The organism is Bacillus halotolerans (assembly GCF_004006435.1).
Taxonomy (GTDB): domain Bacteria; phylum Bacillota; class Bacilli; order Bacillales; family Bacillaceae; genus Bacillus; species Bacillus halotolerans.
Window position 1 is genome coordinate 2,374,713 of the sequence record NZ_CP029364.1, and the last position, 16,498, is coordinate 2,391,210.

Genomic DNA, 16,498 nt, shown 5'->3' on the forward strand with positions numbered 1-16,498 from the left:
TATTCATGACAGGGGTGGGGCCTTTGTATTACGACGTGCTGAAAACCTTTATCGCGGTGGTGGAAGAAAAAAACTTCACAAAAGCAGCAGAAAAGCTGATGATTTCCCAGCCCAGCGTCAGTCTGCATATTAAAAATCTTGAAAAAGAATTTCAAACGGCTCTGCTGAATCGGTCGCCGAAGCATTTTACGACAACACCGACAGGGGACATTTTGTATCAAAGGGCAAAGCAAATGGTATTTCTCTACGAGCAGGCCAAGGCTGAAATTTACGCGCACCATCATTATGTAAAAGGTGAATTGAAAATAGCCGCCAGTTTTACAATCGGAGAGTATATTCTTCCGCCGCTTCTTGCCCAGCTGCAAAAGCTGTACCCTGAGCTGAATCTGGACGTCATGATTGGCAATACAAAGGAGGTAAGCGAACGTGTCCGAATGCTTCAGGCTGATATCGGGCTGATTGAAGGACATACGGACGAGAATGAACTGGAAATTGAACCGTTTATGGAGGATGAAATGTGCATCGCAGCGCCAAACCAGCATCCGCTTGCCGGAAAAAGAGACATTTCAATCAGCGATTTGCAAAATGAAGCGTGGGTGACAAGGGAAAAAGGCTCCGGCACAAGGGAATATCTCGATCATGTGCTCAGCACGAACGGACTGCGGCCGAAGTCGATGTTCACGATCAGCAGCAATCAAGGTGTAAAAGAAGCGGTGATCAGCGGCATGGGTTTATCGGTCTTATCAAGAAGCGTGCTGCATAAGGATTTGATCCACCGTGACATTTCAATTCTCCACATTAAAGATTTCTCATTAAAGCGCAAGCTGTCTTATATTCATTCTCCTCTCATGGAGAATACAAAAAATAAAGAAATTTTCATTACGATGCTGAAAAGCAATTTTCAATCATCACGGGTGAAATGATATAATAGTTTTCGTTCATAAGCCTAACATGAAAGGGTTTTACATAGATGGCAAACCAACCGATTGATTTACTGATGCAGCCGACATGGAGAGTCATTGACCAATCCAGTCTCGGCCCTTTATTTGACGCGAAGCAATCCTTCGCTATGGACGATACGCTGTGCGCCTCTGTAGGAAAAGGCGTGTCGCCGGCGACAGCACGCTCTTGGGTTCACCACGACACGATTGTCCTCGGTATTCAGGATACGCGGCTCCCGTTTTTGCAGGACGGCATTGCCCTGCTGGAAAATGAGGGATACCGCGTCATCGTCCGCAATTCCGGCGGTCTTGCTGTTGTTTTGGATGAAGGCGTTTTAAATATTTCTCTCATATTCGAGGACCAAAAGAAGGGCATCGATATAGACAGAGGATACGAAGCAATGGTGGAACTGATGAAACGGATGCTTAAGCCGTACGGGGCAAAGATTGAAGCCTATGAAATTGAGGGCTCCTATTGTCCAGGCAGCTATGATCTCAGCATTGACGGCAAAAAGTTCGCCGGCATTTCTCAAAGACGTCTTCGCGGCGGTGCAGCCGTTCAAATTTATCTCTGTGCAGATAAAAGCGGCAGCGAGAGGGCAGATCTGATCAGACGATTCTATCAAGCCGCCCTGAAGGATAAACAGAACGACAAAAAAGGCGTCTACCCGGATATACGTCCGGAAACCATGGCATCGTTAAGTGAGCTTCTGCATACCGATATCTCCGTACAGGATTTAATGCTTGCTTTGCTTACGGAATTAAAAGCGTTAAGCACCCACCTCTACTCAGCCGGACTGTCCATTGACGAGGAATTGGAATTTGAGAAAAATCTTGTCCGGATGGCAGAACGGAATGAAAAGGTGTTTGGATGAACGTCTCTTGCATGTCAGCCGATACGGCTGGCATGCTTTTTTTCGCTATCATCTTGTCTTTAGATAAATCTTTCTTATAAACAGAAAACAATTACAGCAAAAAAAGCGATAAAATAACAGCAGCATCTGCATACAAAGGGGAGAGGCAAATGAAAGGGAATGTTTACAGCCTGTTTGTGCTGATCGCGGCTTTTTTCTGGGGAACAACCGGCACTGTTCAGGCGCTGGCTCCAGAAAGCGCCACTCCGCTGGCATTCGGAGCGGTCAGATTATTGGTAGGCGGCAGCGCCATGCTTCTTGTGGTCTGGATCAGCCGAGAGCTTCACGTGAAAAATTGGTCTTGGCCGCCCGTGTTTTTAGCAGCGATTTGTATGGCCTGTTATCAGCCGCTTTTTTTCACCGCCGTAAAAGAAACAGGGATTGCGGTTGGGACAGTGATTGCCATCGGCAGTGCGCCTATTATTGCCGGGAGCTTAGAGTGGGCCGTTTTGAAAAAACGTCCGCGAAATTCCTGGTGGATTGCAACTGTATTGGCTTTGGCGGGATGCTGGCTCCTGTTTTCAGACGGCTCCAATGTTCGGATTGATGTGTCAGGGGTTCTCATGGCGATTGGAGCAGGTGCATCTTTTGCGGGTTATACCTTGATCAGTAAATCAATGATGAAAACACAGCCGCCGAGAGCTACCTCAGCTGTTGTCTTTATGCTCAGCGCCATATTGCTGATGCCGCTATTGTGGCAGTCGGATCTCTCTTGGATGCTGACCCCAAAAGGATGGGGAACGAGCCTTTATATCGGGGTAATTGCGACATGCGCGGCCTACTTTTTGTTTGCAAAAGGGCTCACCGGCGTTCCGGCTTCGGCAGCGGTTACACTGTCCCTGGCTGAGCCGCTGACCGCCTCATTGCTGGGTGTGTTTTTCATAGGTGAAATGCTTTCTCTTTCCTCATGGCTCGGCATCGTGCTGATGATGTTAGGGCTTCTGGTCATTTCAGGGGCGCCTCGCAAGCAAAAGCCAGCTGAAGCGGCTCATGTGTCTTAATAGATTAGCATAAGCTTGGGCTCATTTTACAAGAATAACGGAGCCGCCGCAAAAACAGAAAATCCTCTTTTCTAAAAGGAAAAGGGGATTTTTTAATGGCAAAACCCCAAAACAGGACATCGTTTTGGGGTTTTTAAAAGCTATTCCGCCATTTTTTCTAAATTTCCGTTCCGGTCCATTTTGAAGGACGGAGAGGCATGTTCATCATCTTCAAATAAAACTAGTTTTCTGGCTCTATTCATGATTTTTACCAAGGTTTCATAATCTTCCTGGATCGTTTTTTGATCTTTTTCAAGTTTTTGAACTTCTGCTTCCAGCTGTTCTGTTTTGCTTTGTAATTCTTGATTTTCTTTCTTTAAACGCTCATTTTCCATTTTTAAAGCTGAGGATTGCTCATGATTGCCTTCGTAATTCTGCAGGAATCTGATGACATCATTCATCGTCATCTCAGGCGCAGACGTTTGAGGAGACAATAAGTGTGATAGACTAGCTAACTCTTCCTTAAAGCTGTCATCCACAAAAGGCATGTGCTCGCCTGACATCAAAGCCTGCTTCTCATTTTCGGCAGTCGGGGTTTCAGGTTTCACCTGCTCCTCCTGCACTGCAGTTTCTTGAATTGTTTCGGGATCAACCGCAGGAGGCTGATATAGCAGTCTTTTCTTCGCTGGCTGCCCGTTTCCGAGGGCTCTCATGCGCTGTTTCCGCTGCTTTTTTGCAAGCTGAAGCGCTTTTTCATATTGATGGCGCACTACAGCGTTCCATCTGAATCCGCAGGCTGCGGACGTCCGATTTAATTTATCGCCGACCTCTTCAAAGGCATTCAGCTGAGTGCTGCCTTCTCTTACATGCCGAAGCACAGTTTCGGCTAAAAGCAAATCATTTTCTTCTGACCAAGCGTCCTGGCGCTGTTTTGTCATTTATCTCAACTCCCATTTTTCTTTTCATGATATTAGAATGTCCAGATTGGAAAATATTTATACAAATTGGCTGGAAGAATAGGAGATACGGAGGCTGAAGCGGCTTGCAGGAACAGTCGAATCCTTGTACAATGAGGAGTGATGTGATTTTTTCGACAAAGCGATTTTAGGTTTAAAACATAGATGAACATAGAAATGAAGGGAAGCGTACGTCATGGCTAATGAATTTCGAGTGTGTGATGATTGCCAAGCCACTAATATCAAAACATTGCTGCCGCGTTTAAAAGAAGTAGACCCGGACGCAAAGGTTGAGGTAGGGTGCCAATCTTATTGCGGGCCCGGACGGAAAAAATCGTTTGCTTTTGTAAACAATCGCCCGCTGTCAGCTCCGACAGAGGATGAGCTGATTGACAAAGTGAAAAAGAAATTAAAAAAGTAAAAACATATTTTTTCATAGCCTCGGCCCTCTGGTCAGGCTTTTTTGCTTCACATCATGTGATTTTCGGAAAGATGGAACAAATCGCCGGACAAATTCAAGGATGTTTTCAAAGAATAGAGTCGATATAATAGAAACACGGCTAAAAAAAAGAGGGAATGACGATGGCGTATCCAAATGGAAAATTATCAGAAGAAAAAGTGTTTAAAGATCCGGTGCACCGCTATGTTCATGTACGGGACAAGCTGATATGGGATCTGATCGGAACCCGCGAATTTCAGCGTCTCCGCAGAATCAAGCAGCTCGGCACGACGTATTTGACGTTCCATGGCGCTGAGCACAGCCGGTTCAACCATTCTCTCGGTGTCTACGAAATTGTCAGGAGAATGGTTGATGATGTCTTTAAAGGCCGTCCTGAATGGGATGACAGTGAGCGCGAACTCTGCTTGTCCGCGGCGCTGCTTCATGATCTCGGGCACGGGCCGTTCTCGCATTCATTTGAAAAAGTCTTTCATCTTGACCACGAAGATTTTACAAGAGATATCATTTTGGGAGACACAGAGGTTAATCAGGTGCTCAGAAAGGTGAGCCCGCGTTTCCCGCAGGATGTTGCTGAAGTCATTGCCAAAACATATAAAAACAAACAAGTGGTCAGCCTGATTTCGAGTCAGATTGACGCGGACCGCATGGATTATCTGCAGCGCGACGCTTACTATACGGGCGTCAGCTACGGCCATTTTGACATGGAGCGGATTCTCCGGGTGATGCGCCCGCGTGAGGATCAAATCGTCATTAAACAAAGCGGAATGCACGCTGTAGAAGACTATATTATGAGCCGCTACCAAATGTACTGGCAGGTCTATTTCCACCCTGTGACGAGAAGTGCGGAGGTTATTTTAACGAAGATTCTCCACAGAGCGAAGCAGCTCCATGATGAAGGTTATGTGTTCACTCATGCTCCGGTTCATTTCTATTCTATTTTTGAAGGGAAACTGACGCTGGAGGATTATTTGAGGCTGGATGAATCTATTATTTTGTATTATTTCCAGGCATGGGAGGATGAAGAAGACCCGATTTTATCCGATTTGTGCCGCAGATTCATTAACCGCCAGCTGTTCCAATACGTTGAATTTAATCCGAATGAAGAGATGTCGGCATATTTTGAGCTGACCTCATTATTCAAAGAGGCTGGAATCGATCCGAGCTATTATTTGGTCGTGGATTCTTCTTCAGATCTGCCATACGATTTTTACCGTCCAGGAGAGGAAGAGGAGCGTTTGCCGATCCATCTCTTGACGCAAAACGGTCAAATCAAAGAGCTGTCCAGACAGTCGGCCATTGTGGAATCCATCTCCGGTAAGCGGCGGACGGACCACAAGCTGTACTATCCGAAGGACCTGATTTATGACGGCTCTGAACACCCGGAAGCGAAAATGAAAATCCGGCAGCTGCTGGGACTGACATAGAAATTGGTAAAGAAGGAAAAAGGAGATGTCGGGAATTTGTTGAAAGAACATGCAAAACTGATGAAGGTGTTCTCGGATTCTGGAGAAATCATCGGGCGAAAGAAGCTGCAAAAAATGATTTATATTGCGAAGAAAATGCAGTTTCCTTTCTATGAGAAATATGATTTTCACTTTTACGGGCCGTATTCGGAGGAACTGACGCTCCAAATTGAAGAGCTGTGCAACCTTGGATTCCTGCATGAGGTAAAGGAAAAAAAGGGCGGCTACTTTCAATACCGTTATTCGCTGACAGAGACGGGCTCCGCGTTTTTAGACCACGCCGATCTTGATATGCCTGATATCAAGCACTATATTGACAGTGTAAACAACCGTTCATCACGGTTTTTAGAGCTGGTCTCCACGATTCTTTACTTTGACGGGCTTGAGGCTGAGGAAAAGAAAGAGAAGGTATTTACAATCAAAAGCAAGCAAAAGTATACCAATGAAGAATATGACGAAGCGCTTCAATACATAGAAGAGCTGAAGCAGATTTGTTAACCATACCAAGCAAAAGAAATGAATCGTTTCTTTTGCTTTTTTTATTGACAAAACCTGCTAATGGATCTATTGTGGATAATAGTTATCCATAATGAACCGGGAGGGAACATAATGAAAATGAAATCGGGAATGGAGCAGGGAGTTTCTGTGCTGCTGTTACTGTCACGGCTGCCCGTGCAGGCTTCTTTAACATCAGAGGCGATCAGCCAGCGCTTGCACATGTCTCCGTCTTATCTGAAAAAGCTGATGAGAACTTTGGTGCAGGCTGGTTTGGCAGAGTCCATACCAGGTACGAAGGGAGGCTTTACGATTACGAAGCCATTGACGGATATTACCCTCTATGATGTCTATCAAGCTGTTGAAGGAAGAGGTTCCATGTATCAAGGAAAAGGCCTTTTGCCATCTGTATTTGAGAGCGGAGATCACTGTGTGCTGGAGACGGTAATGGGGGATATTGAGGATAAATGGTCTTCGCTCATGAAGGAAGAAACCTTGCAGGGTGTCATGAACAGAATCGGTAAACTTTATGACCTCGAAAAAATCGATGATTGGGTACATCATCAGCTGAAAGGGCAATGGCAATGAAAAACAGCGGGCCTTTACATCAATCAGGATCAACAGGCATCTCAGTGTTAATCGTGCTCGCTCTCGGTTTTCTCATGGCTACGCTTGATGTAACCGTGGTGAATGTTGCAATTGCTGATATGAAAAACGTTCTTTCCCTTTCACTTTCAGGTGTGACGTGGGTTGTAGACGGGTACATGCTTACATTTGCTTCGCTTCTGCTGGCCGGCGGTGCGCTGGCTGACCGTTACGGCTCAAAGAACATTTATATGCTGGGTTTGGCCGTTTTTGTTCTTGCCTCATGTCTATGCGCTGTAGCAGCAAATGGCCAAATGCTGATCGCGGGTCGGCTGTTGCAGGGGCTTGGCGCGGCTTTGTTTATGCCGAGTTCACTCAGCCTTTTGGCTGCCTCTTACCCCGATGAACGGGTTCGGGCCAAAATGTTTGGCTTGTGGGCCGCTCTCGTCTCCGCCGCCTCCGGACTGGGGCCTTTTATCGGCGGTGTTCTGGTGAATGCGGCAGGGTGGCAGAGTATTTTTCTGATCAATGTGCCATTAGGGGTTGCGGCGCTTATTTGCGCCTATCGAACGCTCAGCAGTTTCCCGGGAAAAGGCAGCCGGGTGAATATCACAGGGCATCTGCTTGGAATGGCGGCTCTCGGATTTCTTTCATTTGCGCTGATACAGGGCGCTTCAATAGGCTGGAGTTCGCTCACCATTCTCGGTGCTTTCGCGGCGGCGGTTTTGGCGTTTGTGCTTTTTCTTCTGAGAGAAATTTTTTCGGCAACATCTATTCTTCCTGCGTCATTATATAAAAATGGACGTTTCTCGGCAGCGCAGTTCGTTGGGTTTTTGCTGAATTTTGCTCTTTTCGGCGGTATGTTTATGCTAAGTCTATTTTTGCAGGAAGCAAGAGGCGCAAGTTCCTTTTTAGCGGGAGTCGAACTATTGCCGATGATGGCTGTCTTTGTGGTCGGAAATCTGCTGTTTGCCCGGCTGGCGAACCGTTTTGAAGCGGGGCTTCTTATGTTTGTTTCAATGGCTGTCAGCTGCATCATGGCATTGCTGTTATTTGTCATGGTTTCTCCGGATTTGCCTTACTGGCAGCTTGCGGTTCTGACATCTGTCATGAATCTTGGTGTCGGCATTACGGTTCCTGCCATGACGGCTGTGATTATGAAGACAGCGGGACAGGAGCATGCCAATATCGCAGGAACAGCTTTAAATGCCAACCGGCAAATCGGGGCATTGGTTGGCGTAGCGGTTTCCGGAGTGGTCATTCATCTGTCCGCCACTTGGTACACCGGAGCTGGGTTTACGTTTTTGATGATGGGCGCGGCATACAGTCTGGCCGCATTCCTTGTGTGGCGGTTTCTGACTTTTCATAAAGAAACGTCCGCTTCCGCATCATCTTAAAATCGTCCATTGTCTTTTCAAGGAATATATAGTAAGATATATGAAATTATTCAAACAGGCACTGATAAGGACACGAGATGCTTTTTACGGTTTCCAGAGAGGGAAGGATCAGCTGAAACCTTCCTAACGCAGAGAAAGCAGCTTACCGCCTTTGAGCCGTATCGGGGAAATTAAGTATCTGATACCGTCATGCTGCGTTACAGCACCGAGCCGACGAACATGTATGTTTGTTGGGAATTTGGGTGGAACCACGAATTTTAACACATTCGTCCCTTGTGAGGGATGGATGTGTTTTTTTATATGAGTCAATATATGCGATGAAAAGGACATGAATGATGTTTACGGTTTTCAGAGAGGGAAGAAAAGGTGCGAGCTTCCCAGCTTAGGAATATCATTTACCGCCTTGGAGCAGCGTTGGGGAACAGTCAGTATCCAATGCCGTTTATGCTGCGTTACAGCACCGAGCCGATGAACATGAAAGTTCGTTGGGAACTTGGGTGGAACCACGGGTTAATCACACACTCGTCCCTTACAGAGGGACGGGTGTGTTTTTTTATATACAACAATTAATAAGGAGTGTTTGAAATGAGTAAACATGTTAGTATTCAGCTTCCGGACGGACAGGTAAAGGAATATCCGAAAGGCACTACAGTCAAAGAGGCGGCTGCGTCCATCAGCTCCAGTTTGGAAAAGAAAGCAGCAGCGGGACAGGTTAATGGCCGGCTCGTTGATGTCAGCTTCAAGCTGGAGGAAGATGCTGAGCTTTCAATTATCACACTGGATTCTCCAGAAGGCTTGCAGGTGCTTCGCCATACATCAGCGCATGTGCTGGCTCAGGCAGTGAAACGGCTGTACGGCGAAGTATCTTTGGGAATAGGGCCTGTCATTGAAGACGGATTTTATTATGATATGAAGCTTGATCGGAGTCTGACTTCCGGAGATGTAGAGACCATCGAAAAAGAGATGAAGCATATTATAAACGAAAATATGGATATCAAGCGAATAGAGGTTTCTTACGAGGAGGCTGAAGCGCTTTTTGCAGAGAAAGGCGAGCCGTTTAAGCTGGAAATTTTGAAAGACATTCCGGGCGGGGAGAAAATGACGCTGTATCAGCAGGGAGAATTTGTTGACCTGTGCCGCGGGCCGCATCTTCCTTCAACAGGAATGATCAAGGCGTTCAAATTAACACGGGTGTCGGGTGCTTATTGGCGAGGAGACAGCCAAAATGAAGTCCTTCAGCGGGTGTACGGTGTTGCGTTTCAAAAGAAAAAAGATCTCGAGGCGCATCTGCATATGCTGGAAGAAGCAGCGAAACGGGATCACCGCAAGCTGGGAAAACAATTAGAGCTGTTTATGTTCTCGGAAGAAGCTCCGGGAATGCCGTTTTATTTGCCAAAAGGGCAGATTGTCCGCAATGAGCTGGAACGCTTTTCGCGTGAACTGCAAACAAATGCCGGCTACGCCGAGGTGCGTACGCCGTTTATGATGAATCAGCGGTTATGGGAGCAGTCGGGGCACTGGGACCATTATCGCGACAATATGTATTTTTCGGAAGTAGATCATACTGCATTTGCAATGAAGCCGATGAACTGCCCTGGCCATATGCTCATCTTTAAAAACAGCCTGTACTCCTATCGGGATCTGCCGATTCGTATGGCGGAGTTCGGCCAGGTGCACCGCCATGAATACAGCGGTGCTCTAAACGGAATGCTCCGCGTCCGGACGTTCTGCCAGGATGACGCGCATATCTTTGTTCGGGAGGATCAAATCGAGAGTGAAATTAAAGAAGCCATTCGGCTGATTGACGAGGTATACCGCACATTCGGTTTCGAGTATACGGTTGAGCTTTCCACTCGCCCGGAGGATTCATCAGGTGAAGACAGCGTGTGGGAAATGTCTGAAAACGCCTTGAAACACGTCCTTGAGGATCTGGGTCTTCCTTATGAAGTAAACGCAGGGGATGGAGCGTTTTACGGAGCGAAAATCGATTTTCATATTAAAGACGCTCTGAAGCGGAGCCACCAATGCGCCACAATCCAGCTTGATTTTCAAATGCCGGAAAAATTTGATTTAACATATATTAATGAGCACAATGAAAAGGTTCGCCCCGTCGTCATTCACAGAGCGGTATTCGGCTCAATTGACCGTTTCTTCGGCATTCTGATCGAGCATTTTGGCGGAGCTTTTCCAGTCTGGCTTGCGCCGGTGCAGGTCCAAATTATACCGGTTTCTCACGTTCATATGGACTACTGCGAAAAGGTGCAGTCTGAGCTAAAGCGGCTCGGGATAAGAGTCGATATTGATGAACGCAATGAAAAGCTTGGCTACAAAATCAGAGAATCACAGATGCAGAAAATCCCGTACATGCTGGTGCTTGGGGATCAGGAAGTGAGTGAAAAGGCGGTAAACGTCCGTCAATTCGGACATCAGAAGAGTGAACAAGTTCCTTTTCAGGTATTTAAAGAGAATATTGTCGAACAGGTGAAAAATCGAAGCATGTAGGAGAAAAGTTGCGAATTCGCTGTTTGCTTTTTTGACTTTCCCTATCTGGTATCAGTAAAATAATAAGTAATCATATCGTTCGTATGTTATGAATGCATCTCGAAATGGGGAAATCTACATGGATCATGACAAACTGGAAGCAAATTTGCTGGATCACGCACTAACAAAATATTTGAAAAGCACGAAACTATTAGATGAAGCCACCGTTCCGAAACATGTGAATAATGTAAGAGGATTTATTCTGCGGATTATATATCGACACGGGAGCTGCACCATAAAGGACATTCTAAAAGAGGTCACGCTGTCTCCGTCTGCCACCACAACCGCTCTGAATCACTTAGAGCAGGAAGGGTTTATTAAGAGATCCAGAAATAACAATGACCGCCGGACCGTTTGGATTACGCTTTCTGAATCGGGGCAGGCAGCGGCTCTTCAGATGATTCAAAATCGCCAGCAGCTGATTGACGGCATGTTTGAACGTTTGACTGCCGAAGAGAAGGCAGCGTTTTTAGCTATTATTGAAAAAATGACGAAATAGAGATGAAAAAGCCGGCTTGCGAAGCGCCGGCTTTATATCAGATTATTCCATATCGCTGAGGCGTTTGCCTGCGACCGCGTAATGGTCTTTTCTCATTTCTTCTATAAAGACAACAATTTTTTCTTCAGAGGCACCGGTCGTTTCTTTCACGGCCTCTGTTACTTTCTCAACTAGATTGCGTTTTTGCTCGTCTGTACGGCCTTCAAGCATTTTGACGGTTACGTATGGCATAGGTGTGAATCCTCCTTTATATCGTTTCCTCTCTTTAGGAAAAGAGGCTTCTTATAGTATACTGAATAAAGTAAATTCTTGCATTTTTAGAAAGAGGGATCATCTCACTTGGACCGTTTTTTATATTACCCGTTGTCTCTAATGCCATATCTGGTCATTACCTTAATTGTTTCGTTTACAATGCATGAACTCGCTCACGCCTATGTCGCATATAAATTTGGTGACAATACGGCGAAAAAAGAAGGAAGACTGACGCTGAATCCTATCAAACACCTTGATCCGTTCGGAACCATTTTGATCCTGGTGGCCGGCTTTGGATGGGCTCGCCCTGTTCCCGTCAATCGCCGTTTCTTTAAGAAACCTCGTCTGGCCGGCGTACTCGTATCCATTGCCGGGCCGATCAGTAACCTGATTCTTGCGTTTATCGGTTTCTCTTTGTTAGTGTTGATGCATGCTTACGGAATGGAACTGCTTGCGGCATTCAGTACAGGACTGGACCAGTTCTTTTCAATCTGGATACAGCTGAACCTCGTTCTGTTTTTATTTAATCTGCTGCCGCTGCCGCCGCTCGACGGCTATCGTATTATTGAAGATCTAGTCCCGCCGGGGGCGCGTGCCAAGATGACGCAAGCGGAAAGCTACGGCTTTATCGTCTTTTTGGTACTGTTTGTGACACCGCTCGGATCTTACGTGCTTTGGCCATTGCTCAACGCCGGAAGAGATTCGATTTTACATTTGTTTTCAGCGATATTTCAACCGCTTTTGTAGGAGGTAGAACTCATGGAAGAAAAAAAGAAAAAATCAATCGGGTTTAATATTATCAAAAGTGATCCGACAGACGGACACGGCGGCTTTGGCGTAGGCGCACTCAGCCTGGATAATATTTCACCTGTATTCGTTGATGTAGAGGAAAAAGAAGCGTTCGTTGATATCGGCGCGATGCACGCCCGCAGCGTCGTTGAAAAAGGCATTAAATTTCTGCCTAATAAAGAAGATGTTCCAAACGGAAAACCATACTGGCTTGTGTGGGTGACGATTGACAGAAGAGAAGAGGGCCCTTATTACGCAGGGGTAACAGCCTGTGAACTGACGGTCGACAGAAGCATCAGAAGAGGCTACAAATCGCTCCCGGAGCATGTGAATCTGATGGATAAATCGATGAAACGGAACATTATCATTGATCAAATGGATGACAGCTCGAAGCAAGTGCTTGGCGAATTTTTGAAAAACCATGACCAAGGCCTGTGGGAACGCTCTTCTGATGAATTGAAAAAAGGCCTGCTTCAAGAAGAAAATTAATTTGTGAACTTTCTGTGAACTTTTAGAAAATTTGAATTATTTTCTGTGAACATTGAGTAAACTGGTGATACAGAAATAGGACATGGAAAATCCCGAGCCGAACCAAGACTCGGGGTTTTTCATTTTTTTTGACAGCAGATAGGGGAGATATCGTGTTTCAAACCATGAGGATTGGTGATTGGGTCATTGAAGCGGACGTGGAGGAAACGAGAAGGCAGTATGCGAAAGATATTGAAGATATGTGCGGGTGTCTTCTCTGTGAAAATGACCGGGAAGCAATGAAAACACTGCCGCGTGAGAAGACACAAATGTTTGAGGATTTTGGTCTTCAGCCGTCTGTTTGTACGGATATTAATGAATTTGGGCCGGAGGGTGACCGTCATCTTTATGTGGCCAGCTATTTTATTGTCGGACGTATTATAGAAGGGAAAAAAGAATGGGATCCGGACCGTAACTGGTATATATCATTTGAAGTGCCGAGAGATGACCGCTTTATCCCCGAAGGATTCCCGAAACCCGTTCTCCAGCTTGACTGCGTGACGCTGCTCCCATGGATAATGGAAGAACCATATTAAATAACCCGGCATTCAAGCAGCCGGGTTATTTTTTACTGATTCCGTCCCAGCCATTTGTCCCACCACTTTTTCGGGGAGGCGGGCTTTTCCTTGACTGGATGCTGGTCTTTTGTTTGTTTGACAGGTTCTGAGCCGTAGCACACATTCGCTGGCTCTGTGCCTTTCACAAAATACGTGTAATGCTTGGCTGCGCAGCCGGGGCCGGAGGAGTAGCCTGTTGCCGGATCGATGTAGACGCCGGTCACGCCTTTTGGCGGTTTAAAGGCTGTTTCTGGTTCTCCTTTGAGCGCATCCTCCATAAACTCCGCCCAAATGGTTTTGGCATAGTTTTTTTCTGCGACTGAGTCAATGGTGCTGTTTTTGTCATAGCCCGTCCATACACCCGCAGCCAGCTTCGGGTTGAAGCCGATCATCCAGCTGTCTGCGCTTGTTGTGCCTGATTTTCCCGCATAGGTTCTAGTCAGGCGATCCGCGATTGTCCGTCCTGTCACGGATGTATAGCCGTTTAAATCTGTATCAAACATGCCTGTCATCATATTAGCGGTCACAAAGGCAGCTTTTTCATCCAGTACTTGTTTCTGCTGATTCGGGCTTTCGTACAGTACATGTCCGGCCGCATCAGTCACCCTTGTGATAAAGGTTGGTTCGATTTTCTTTCCGCCATTTGCCAGCATGGCATAGGCGTTGACCATCTCAATCGGGCGCACCGGTTCCGTGCCGAGGGCCAAGGATGGCAGCGCTTGGAGCTGCGCGGTGATGCCAAATTCCTTTGCCGCCTGAACGAGCTTGTTCATTCCGAGAAAGAGATGGGTTTTCACAGCATAAATGTTGTCAGACAGCGCCAGGGCCTGAAGAAGCGTAATCGGTTTGTTTGCGTAGTAACCGTTATAGTTGCTTGGAGAATAGGTTTCTCCCTTTGCATCGATTTGAAACTCGGTTTCTTCACTTTTCATCAGTGTCACTGGCGTAAACCCGCTCTGAATCGCTTTATAATACAGTAACGGTTTGATTGTCGAAGCTGGCTGGCGTTTCGCCTGTGTCGTCCGGTCAAACGGGCTTTTTTGATAATCTCTGCCGCCGACAAGAGCGAGAACGTTTCCTGTGCGTGGATCAATGGCTGAAAATCCGACTTGAATGTCAGAACCGGCGTTAACCGTTTCGGTAATGGTTTCCTCGGCAATGCGCTGAAGCCGTTTATTCACGGTTGTATACACATTTACCCCGCTCGTTTCAATTTGCTCCCGTGTCATGCCGAGTTTTTTTTCCAGGTCTCTCATCGCATTATCATAGAAATAAGGCGCTTTTCTGCTGATGGCGTGTTTATTCAACGGTTGATAGGAAAGAGGCTCCTTGATCAGCTCGTCCGCTTTTTTGCGGCTGATCATCTGCTGCTTTTCCATCATCCGCACAATTGTTTTTTGGCGATCCTTGGCCTTTGTTTCATTGACATAAGGCGAATAGCCGGAAGGGCCTTTCGGAATACCGGCCAAAAGCGCCGCCTCCGCATCTGTCAGGTTTTTGGCATGCTTGCCGAAATAGAGGCGGGACGCGGCTTCGATGCCATAGGCGCCGTGGCCGTAGTATATCGTATTTAAATAGCCTTCTAATATCTCGTCCTTAGAATAGTTTTGTTCCAGACGAATGGTATAGAATGCCTCATTCCATTTGCGTTTCCACGTTTTGTCGTGTTCAAGATACAGGTTTCTCGCATATTGCTGGGTAATGGTGCTTGCGCCCTGAACCTTGGCCAGCGCTTTTAAGTCGGCCAGCGCCGCACCGGCCATGCGTTTATAATCAAAGCCATGGTGATCATAGAAGTTCTGGTCTTCAATCGCCACCGTCGCTTTTACAATCGTCGGATTCATGTCTTTTAAGGGGACCCAATAGCGTTTTTCGCCATAGTTCGTCTCCCCGAGTTTAGAGCCGTCGCTCGCAAACAAAATCGTGGATTGCGGCACTTGAACCGAGGGAGCGCCCTGGTATTTGGCTATCAAAATGACAGTCATAAACACAGCAGCTGCCGCTAAGCACGCGAAAGCCCCAAGAAAGATAAAGGCGCGAACGGTTTTGAGCGTCAGTCTCAGCCGTTTATTTGTCATTGCATCCACAATGGTTCCCCCTTTTTTTATGTTTCTACTATTATGAGAAAAAAAGATTGTTTTTAAACATCGTGTGACAGGACGTATCTTTACTTTTTCCCCGCCATCCTCTATACTTTTTCCTTAGGTGAAAATGCGATTTCAACCGGGAATAAAAGCTGAAAAGACGCTTACAATAAATGAATACAGCCTTGAAAGGGAGATGACAATTGAGCGAACTTTGGTACACAGAGAAGCAGACGAAAAACTTTGGCATTACATTGAAGGTTAATAAAACATTACATACAGAACAAACTGAGTTTCAGCATTTAGAAATGGTGGAAACAGAAGAGTTCGGCAACATGCTGTTTTTGGACGGTATGGTGATGACGTCAGAAAAAGACGAATTCGTTTATCACGAAATGGTGGCGCATGTGCCATTGTTTACGCACCCAAATCCGGAGCATGTGCTTGTAGTCGGCGGCGGTGACGGCGGCGTCATCAGAGAAATTCTGAAGCATCCGAGCGTGAAAAAAGCGACACTTGTTGATATTGACGGCAAGGTCATCGAATACTCTAAAAAGTTTCTTCCTTCTATTGCGGGAAAACTTGACGATCCGCGTGTTGACGTGCAAGTGGATGACGGATTTATGCACATTGCGAAATCTGAAAATCAATATGACGTCATTATGGTAGATTCAACTGAACCAGTCGGACCTGCTGTTAACCTGTTTACAAAAGGGTTCTATGCCGGAATCGCGAAGGCGCTGAAAGAAGACGGCATTTTCGTCGCTCAGACGGACAACCCATGGTTCACACCGGAATTAATCACAAATGTACAGCGTGACGTGAAGGAAATCTTCCCGATTACAAAGCTGTATACGGCGAACATTCCGACATACCCAAGCGGTTTGTGGACATTTACAATCGGTTCGAAAAAATATGATCCGCTTGCAGTGGAAGACAGCCGTTTCTTTGATATTGACACGAAATATTACACAAAAGATATTCATAAAGCGGCGTTTGTTCTGCCGAAATTTGTGAGTGACCTGATTAAATAAAGAATGTATGGCGCAGGAGCGAA

At 46.3% G+C, this 16,498-nt stretch carries 17 protein-coding genes and 2 other annotated features; of the genes, 14 read left to right on the top strand and 3 right to left on the bottom strand.

Annotated features, from left to right (window positions below):
* Positions 1 to 23: 23 nt before the first annotated feature.
* The 3 genes from cysL (at position 24) to DIC78_RS12130 (ending at position 2,856) form a co-directional block, all read left to right on the top strand.
* Positions 24 to 923, top strand: coding sequence for a cysJI operon transcriptional regulator CysL (gene cysL, locus DIC78_RS12120; RefSeq protein WP_106019742.1), 900 nt, complete (start codon positions 24 to 26; stop codon positions 921 to 923).
* A 47-nt stretch (positions 924 to 970) separates the two neighbouring features.
* Complete coding sequence (gene lipL, locus DIC78_RS12125; RefSeq protein ID WP_024123239.1) at positions 971 to 1,816, top strand: octanoyl-[GcvH]:protein N-octanoyltransferase; 846 nt, start codon at positions 971 to 973, stop codon at positions 1,814 to 1,816.
* Between the two features lie 149 nt (positions 1,817 to 1,965).
* On the top strand, positions 1,966 to 2,856 hold the full coding sequence (locus DIC78_RS12130; RefSeq protein ID WP_095712780.1) for a carboxylate/amino acid/amine transporter: 891 nt from the start codon (positions 1,966 to 1,968) through the stop codon (positions 2,854 to 2,856).
* 140 nt (positions 2,857 to 2,996) lie between these two features.
* Here the strand turns inward: DIC78_RS12130 and zapB are convergent, their stop codons facing one another.
* A complete protein-coding gene (zapB, locus tag DIC78_RS12135; RefSeq protein WP_024123236.1) occupies positions 2,997 to 3,773 on the bottom strand; it encodes an RsfA family transcriptional regulator in 777 nt (258 codons plus the stop codon).
* Positions 3,774 to 3,987: 214 nt separating this feature from the next.
* Here zapB and DIC78_RS12140 point away from each other — a divergent pair, with 214 nt between their 5' ends.
* The 7 genes from DIC78_RS12140 (at position 3,988) to DIC78_RS12170 (ending at position 11,231) form a co-directional block, all read left to right on the top strand.
* Positions 3,988 to 4,212: a YuzB family protein gene (locus tag DIC78_RS12140; RefSeq protein WP_024123235.1), complete on the top strand. Its 225-nt coding sequence runs from the start codon at positions 3,988 to 3,990 to the stop codon at positions 4,210 to 4,212.
* Between the two features lie 161 nt (positions 4,213 to 4,373).
* On the top strand, positions 4,374 to 5,675 hold the full coding sequence (locus DIC78_RS12145) for an HD domain-containing protein (RefSeq protein WP_024123234.1): 1,302 nt from the start codon (positions 4,374 to 4,376) through the stop codon (positions 5,673 to 5,675).
* Between the two features lie 36 nt (positions 5,676 to 5,711).
* Positions 5,712 to 6,212 carry a YwgA family protein gene (locus DIC78_RS12150; protein WP_024123233.1) on the top strand — a complete coding sequence of 167 codons (501 nt, stop codon included), beginning with the start codon at positions 5,712 to 5,714 and terminating at the stop codon, positions 6,210 to 6,212.
* A 111-nt stretch (positions 6,213 to 6,323) separates the two neighbouring features.
* Entirely contained in the window at positions 6,324 to 6,797 is a 474-nt protein-coding gene (locus DIC78_RS12155; RefSeq protein ID WP_127696371.1) for an Rrf2 family transcriptional regulator, read from the top strand.
* A complete protein-coding gene (locus DIC78_RS12160; RefSeq protein WP_127696372.1) occupies positions 6,794 to 8,191 on the top strand; it encodes an MFS transporter in 1,398 nt (465 codons plus the stop codon). The genes DIC78_RS12155 and DIC78_RS12160 overlap by 4 nt, the downstream gene beginning before the upstream one ends.
* Before the next feature lie 52 nt (positions 8,192 to 8,243).
* Positions 8,244 to 8,468 (top strand) — a binding site (T-box leader).
* Between the two features lie 31 nt (positions 8,469 to 8,499).
* Positions 8,500 to 8,724 (top strand) — a binding site (T-box leader).
* Positions 8,725 to 8,776: 52 nt separating this feature from the next.
* The gene (gene thrS / locus DIC78_RS12165; protein WP_127696373.1) at positions 8,777 to 10,693 is read left to right on the top strand and encodes a threonine--tRNA ligase; all 1,917 of its coding nucleotides are present in this window, start codon (positions 8,777 to 8,779) and stop codon (positions 10,691 to 10,693) included.
* Positions 10,694 to 10,811: 118 nt separating this feature from the next.
* Positions 10,812 to 11,231 (top strand): MarR family transcriptional regulator, encoded by a 420-nt coding sequence (locus tag DIC78_RS12170; protein WP_024123229.1) that lies wholly within the window; start codon positions 10,812 to 10,814, stop codon positions 11,229 to 11,231.
* Positions 11,232 to 11,273: 42 nt separating this feature from the next.
* Here the strand turns inward: DIC78_RS12170 and DIC78_RS12175 are convergent, their stop codons facing one another.
* Positions 11,274 to 11,462: a 2-hydroxymuconate tautomerase gene (locus DIC78_RS12175; RefSeq protein WP_003222038.1), complete on the bottom strand. Its 189-nt coding sequence runs from the start codon at positions 11,460 to 11,462 to the stop codon at positions 11,274 to 11,276.
* Between the two features lie 108 nt (positions 11,463 to 11,570).
* Here DIC78_RS12175 and DIC78_RS12180 point away from each other — a divergent pair, with 108 nt between their 5' ends.
* The 3 genes from DIC78_RS12180 to DIC78_RS12190 all read left to right on the top strand — a co-directional run bounded on the left by DIC78_RS12180 (position 11,571) and on the right by DIC78_RS12190 (position 13,336).
* The gene (locus DIC78_RS12180) at positions 11,571 to 12,230 is read left to right on the top strand and encodes a site-2 protease family protein (RefSeq protein ID WP_069486773.1); all 660 of its coding nucleotides are present in this window, start codon (positions 11,571 to 11,573) and stop codon (positions 12,228 to 12,230) included.
* Positions 12,231 to 12,242: 12 nt separating this feature from the next.
* Positions 12,243 to 12,761, top strand: a complete 519-nt coding sequence (locus tag DIC78_RS12185) for a YwhD family protein (RefSeq protein WP_127696374.1) — start codon at positions 12,243 to 12,245, stop codon at positions 12,759 to 12,761.
* Between the two features lie 152 nt (positions 12,762 to 12,913).
* Positions 12,914 to 13,336, top strand: a complete 423-nt coding sequence (locus DIC78_RS12190) for a hypothetical protein (protein ID WP_127696375.1) — start codon at positions 12,914 to 12,916, stop codon at positions 13,334 to 13,336.
* A gap of 32 nt (positions 13,337 to 13,368) precedes the next feature.
* On the opposite strand, the gene DIC78_RS12195 is transcribed toward DIC78_RS12190, so the two are convergent.
* The gene (locus DIC78_RS12195) at positions 13,369 to 15,444 is read right to left on the bottom strand and encodes a transglycosylase domain-containing protein (RefSeq protein ID WP_127696376.1); all 2,076 of its coding nucleotides are present in this window, start codon (positions 15,442 to 15,444) and stop codon (positions 13,369 to 13,371) included.
* Positions 15,445 to 15,644: 200 nt separating this feature from the next.
* On the opposite strand from DIC78_RS12195, the gene speE reads away from it, so the two are divergent.
* On the top strand, positions 15,645 to 16,475 hold the full coding sequence (speE, locus tag DIC78_RS12200) for a spermidine synthase (RefSeq protein WP_064815948.1): 831 nt from the start codon (positions 15,645 to 15,647) through the stop codon (positions 16,473 to 16,475).
* Positions 16,476 to 16,498 lie beyond the last annotated feature (23 nt).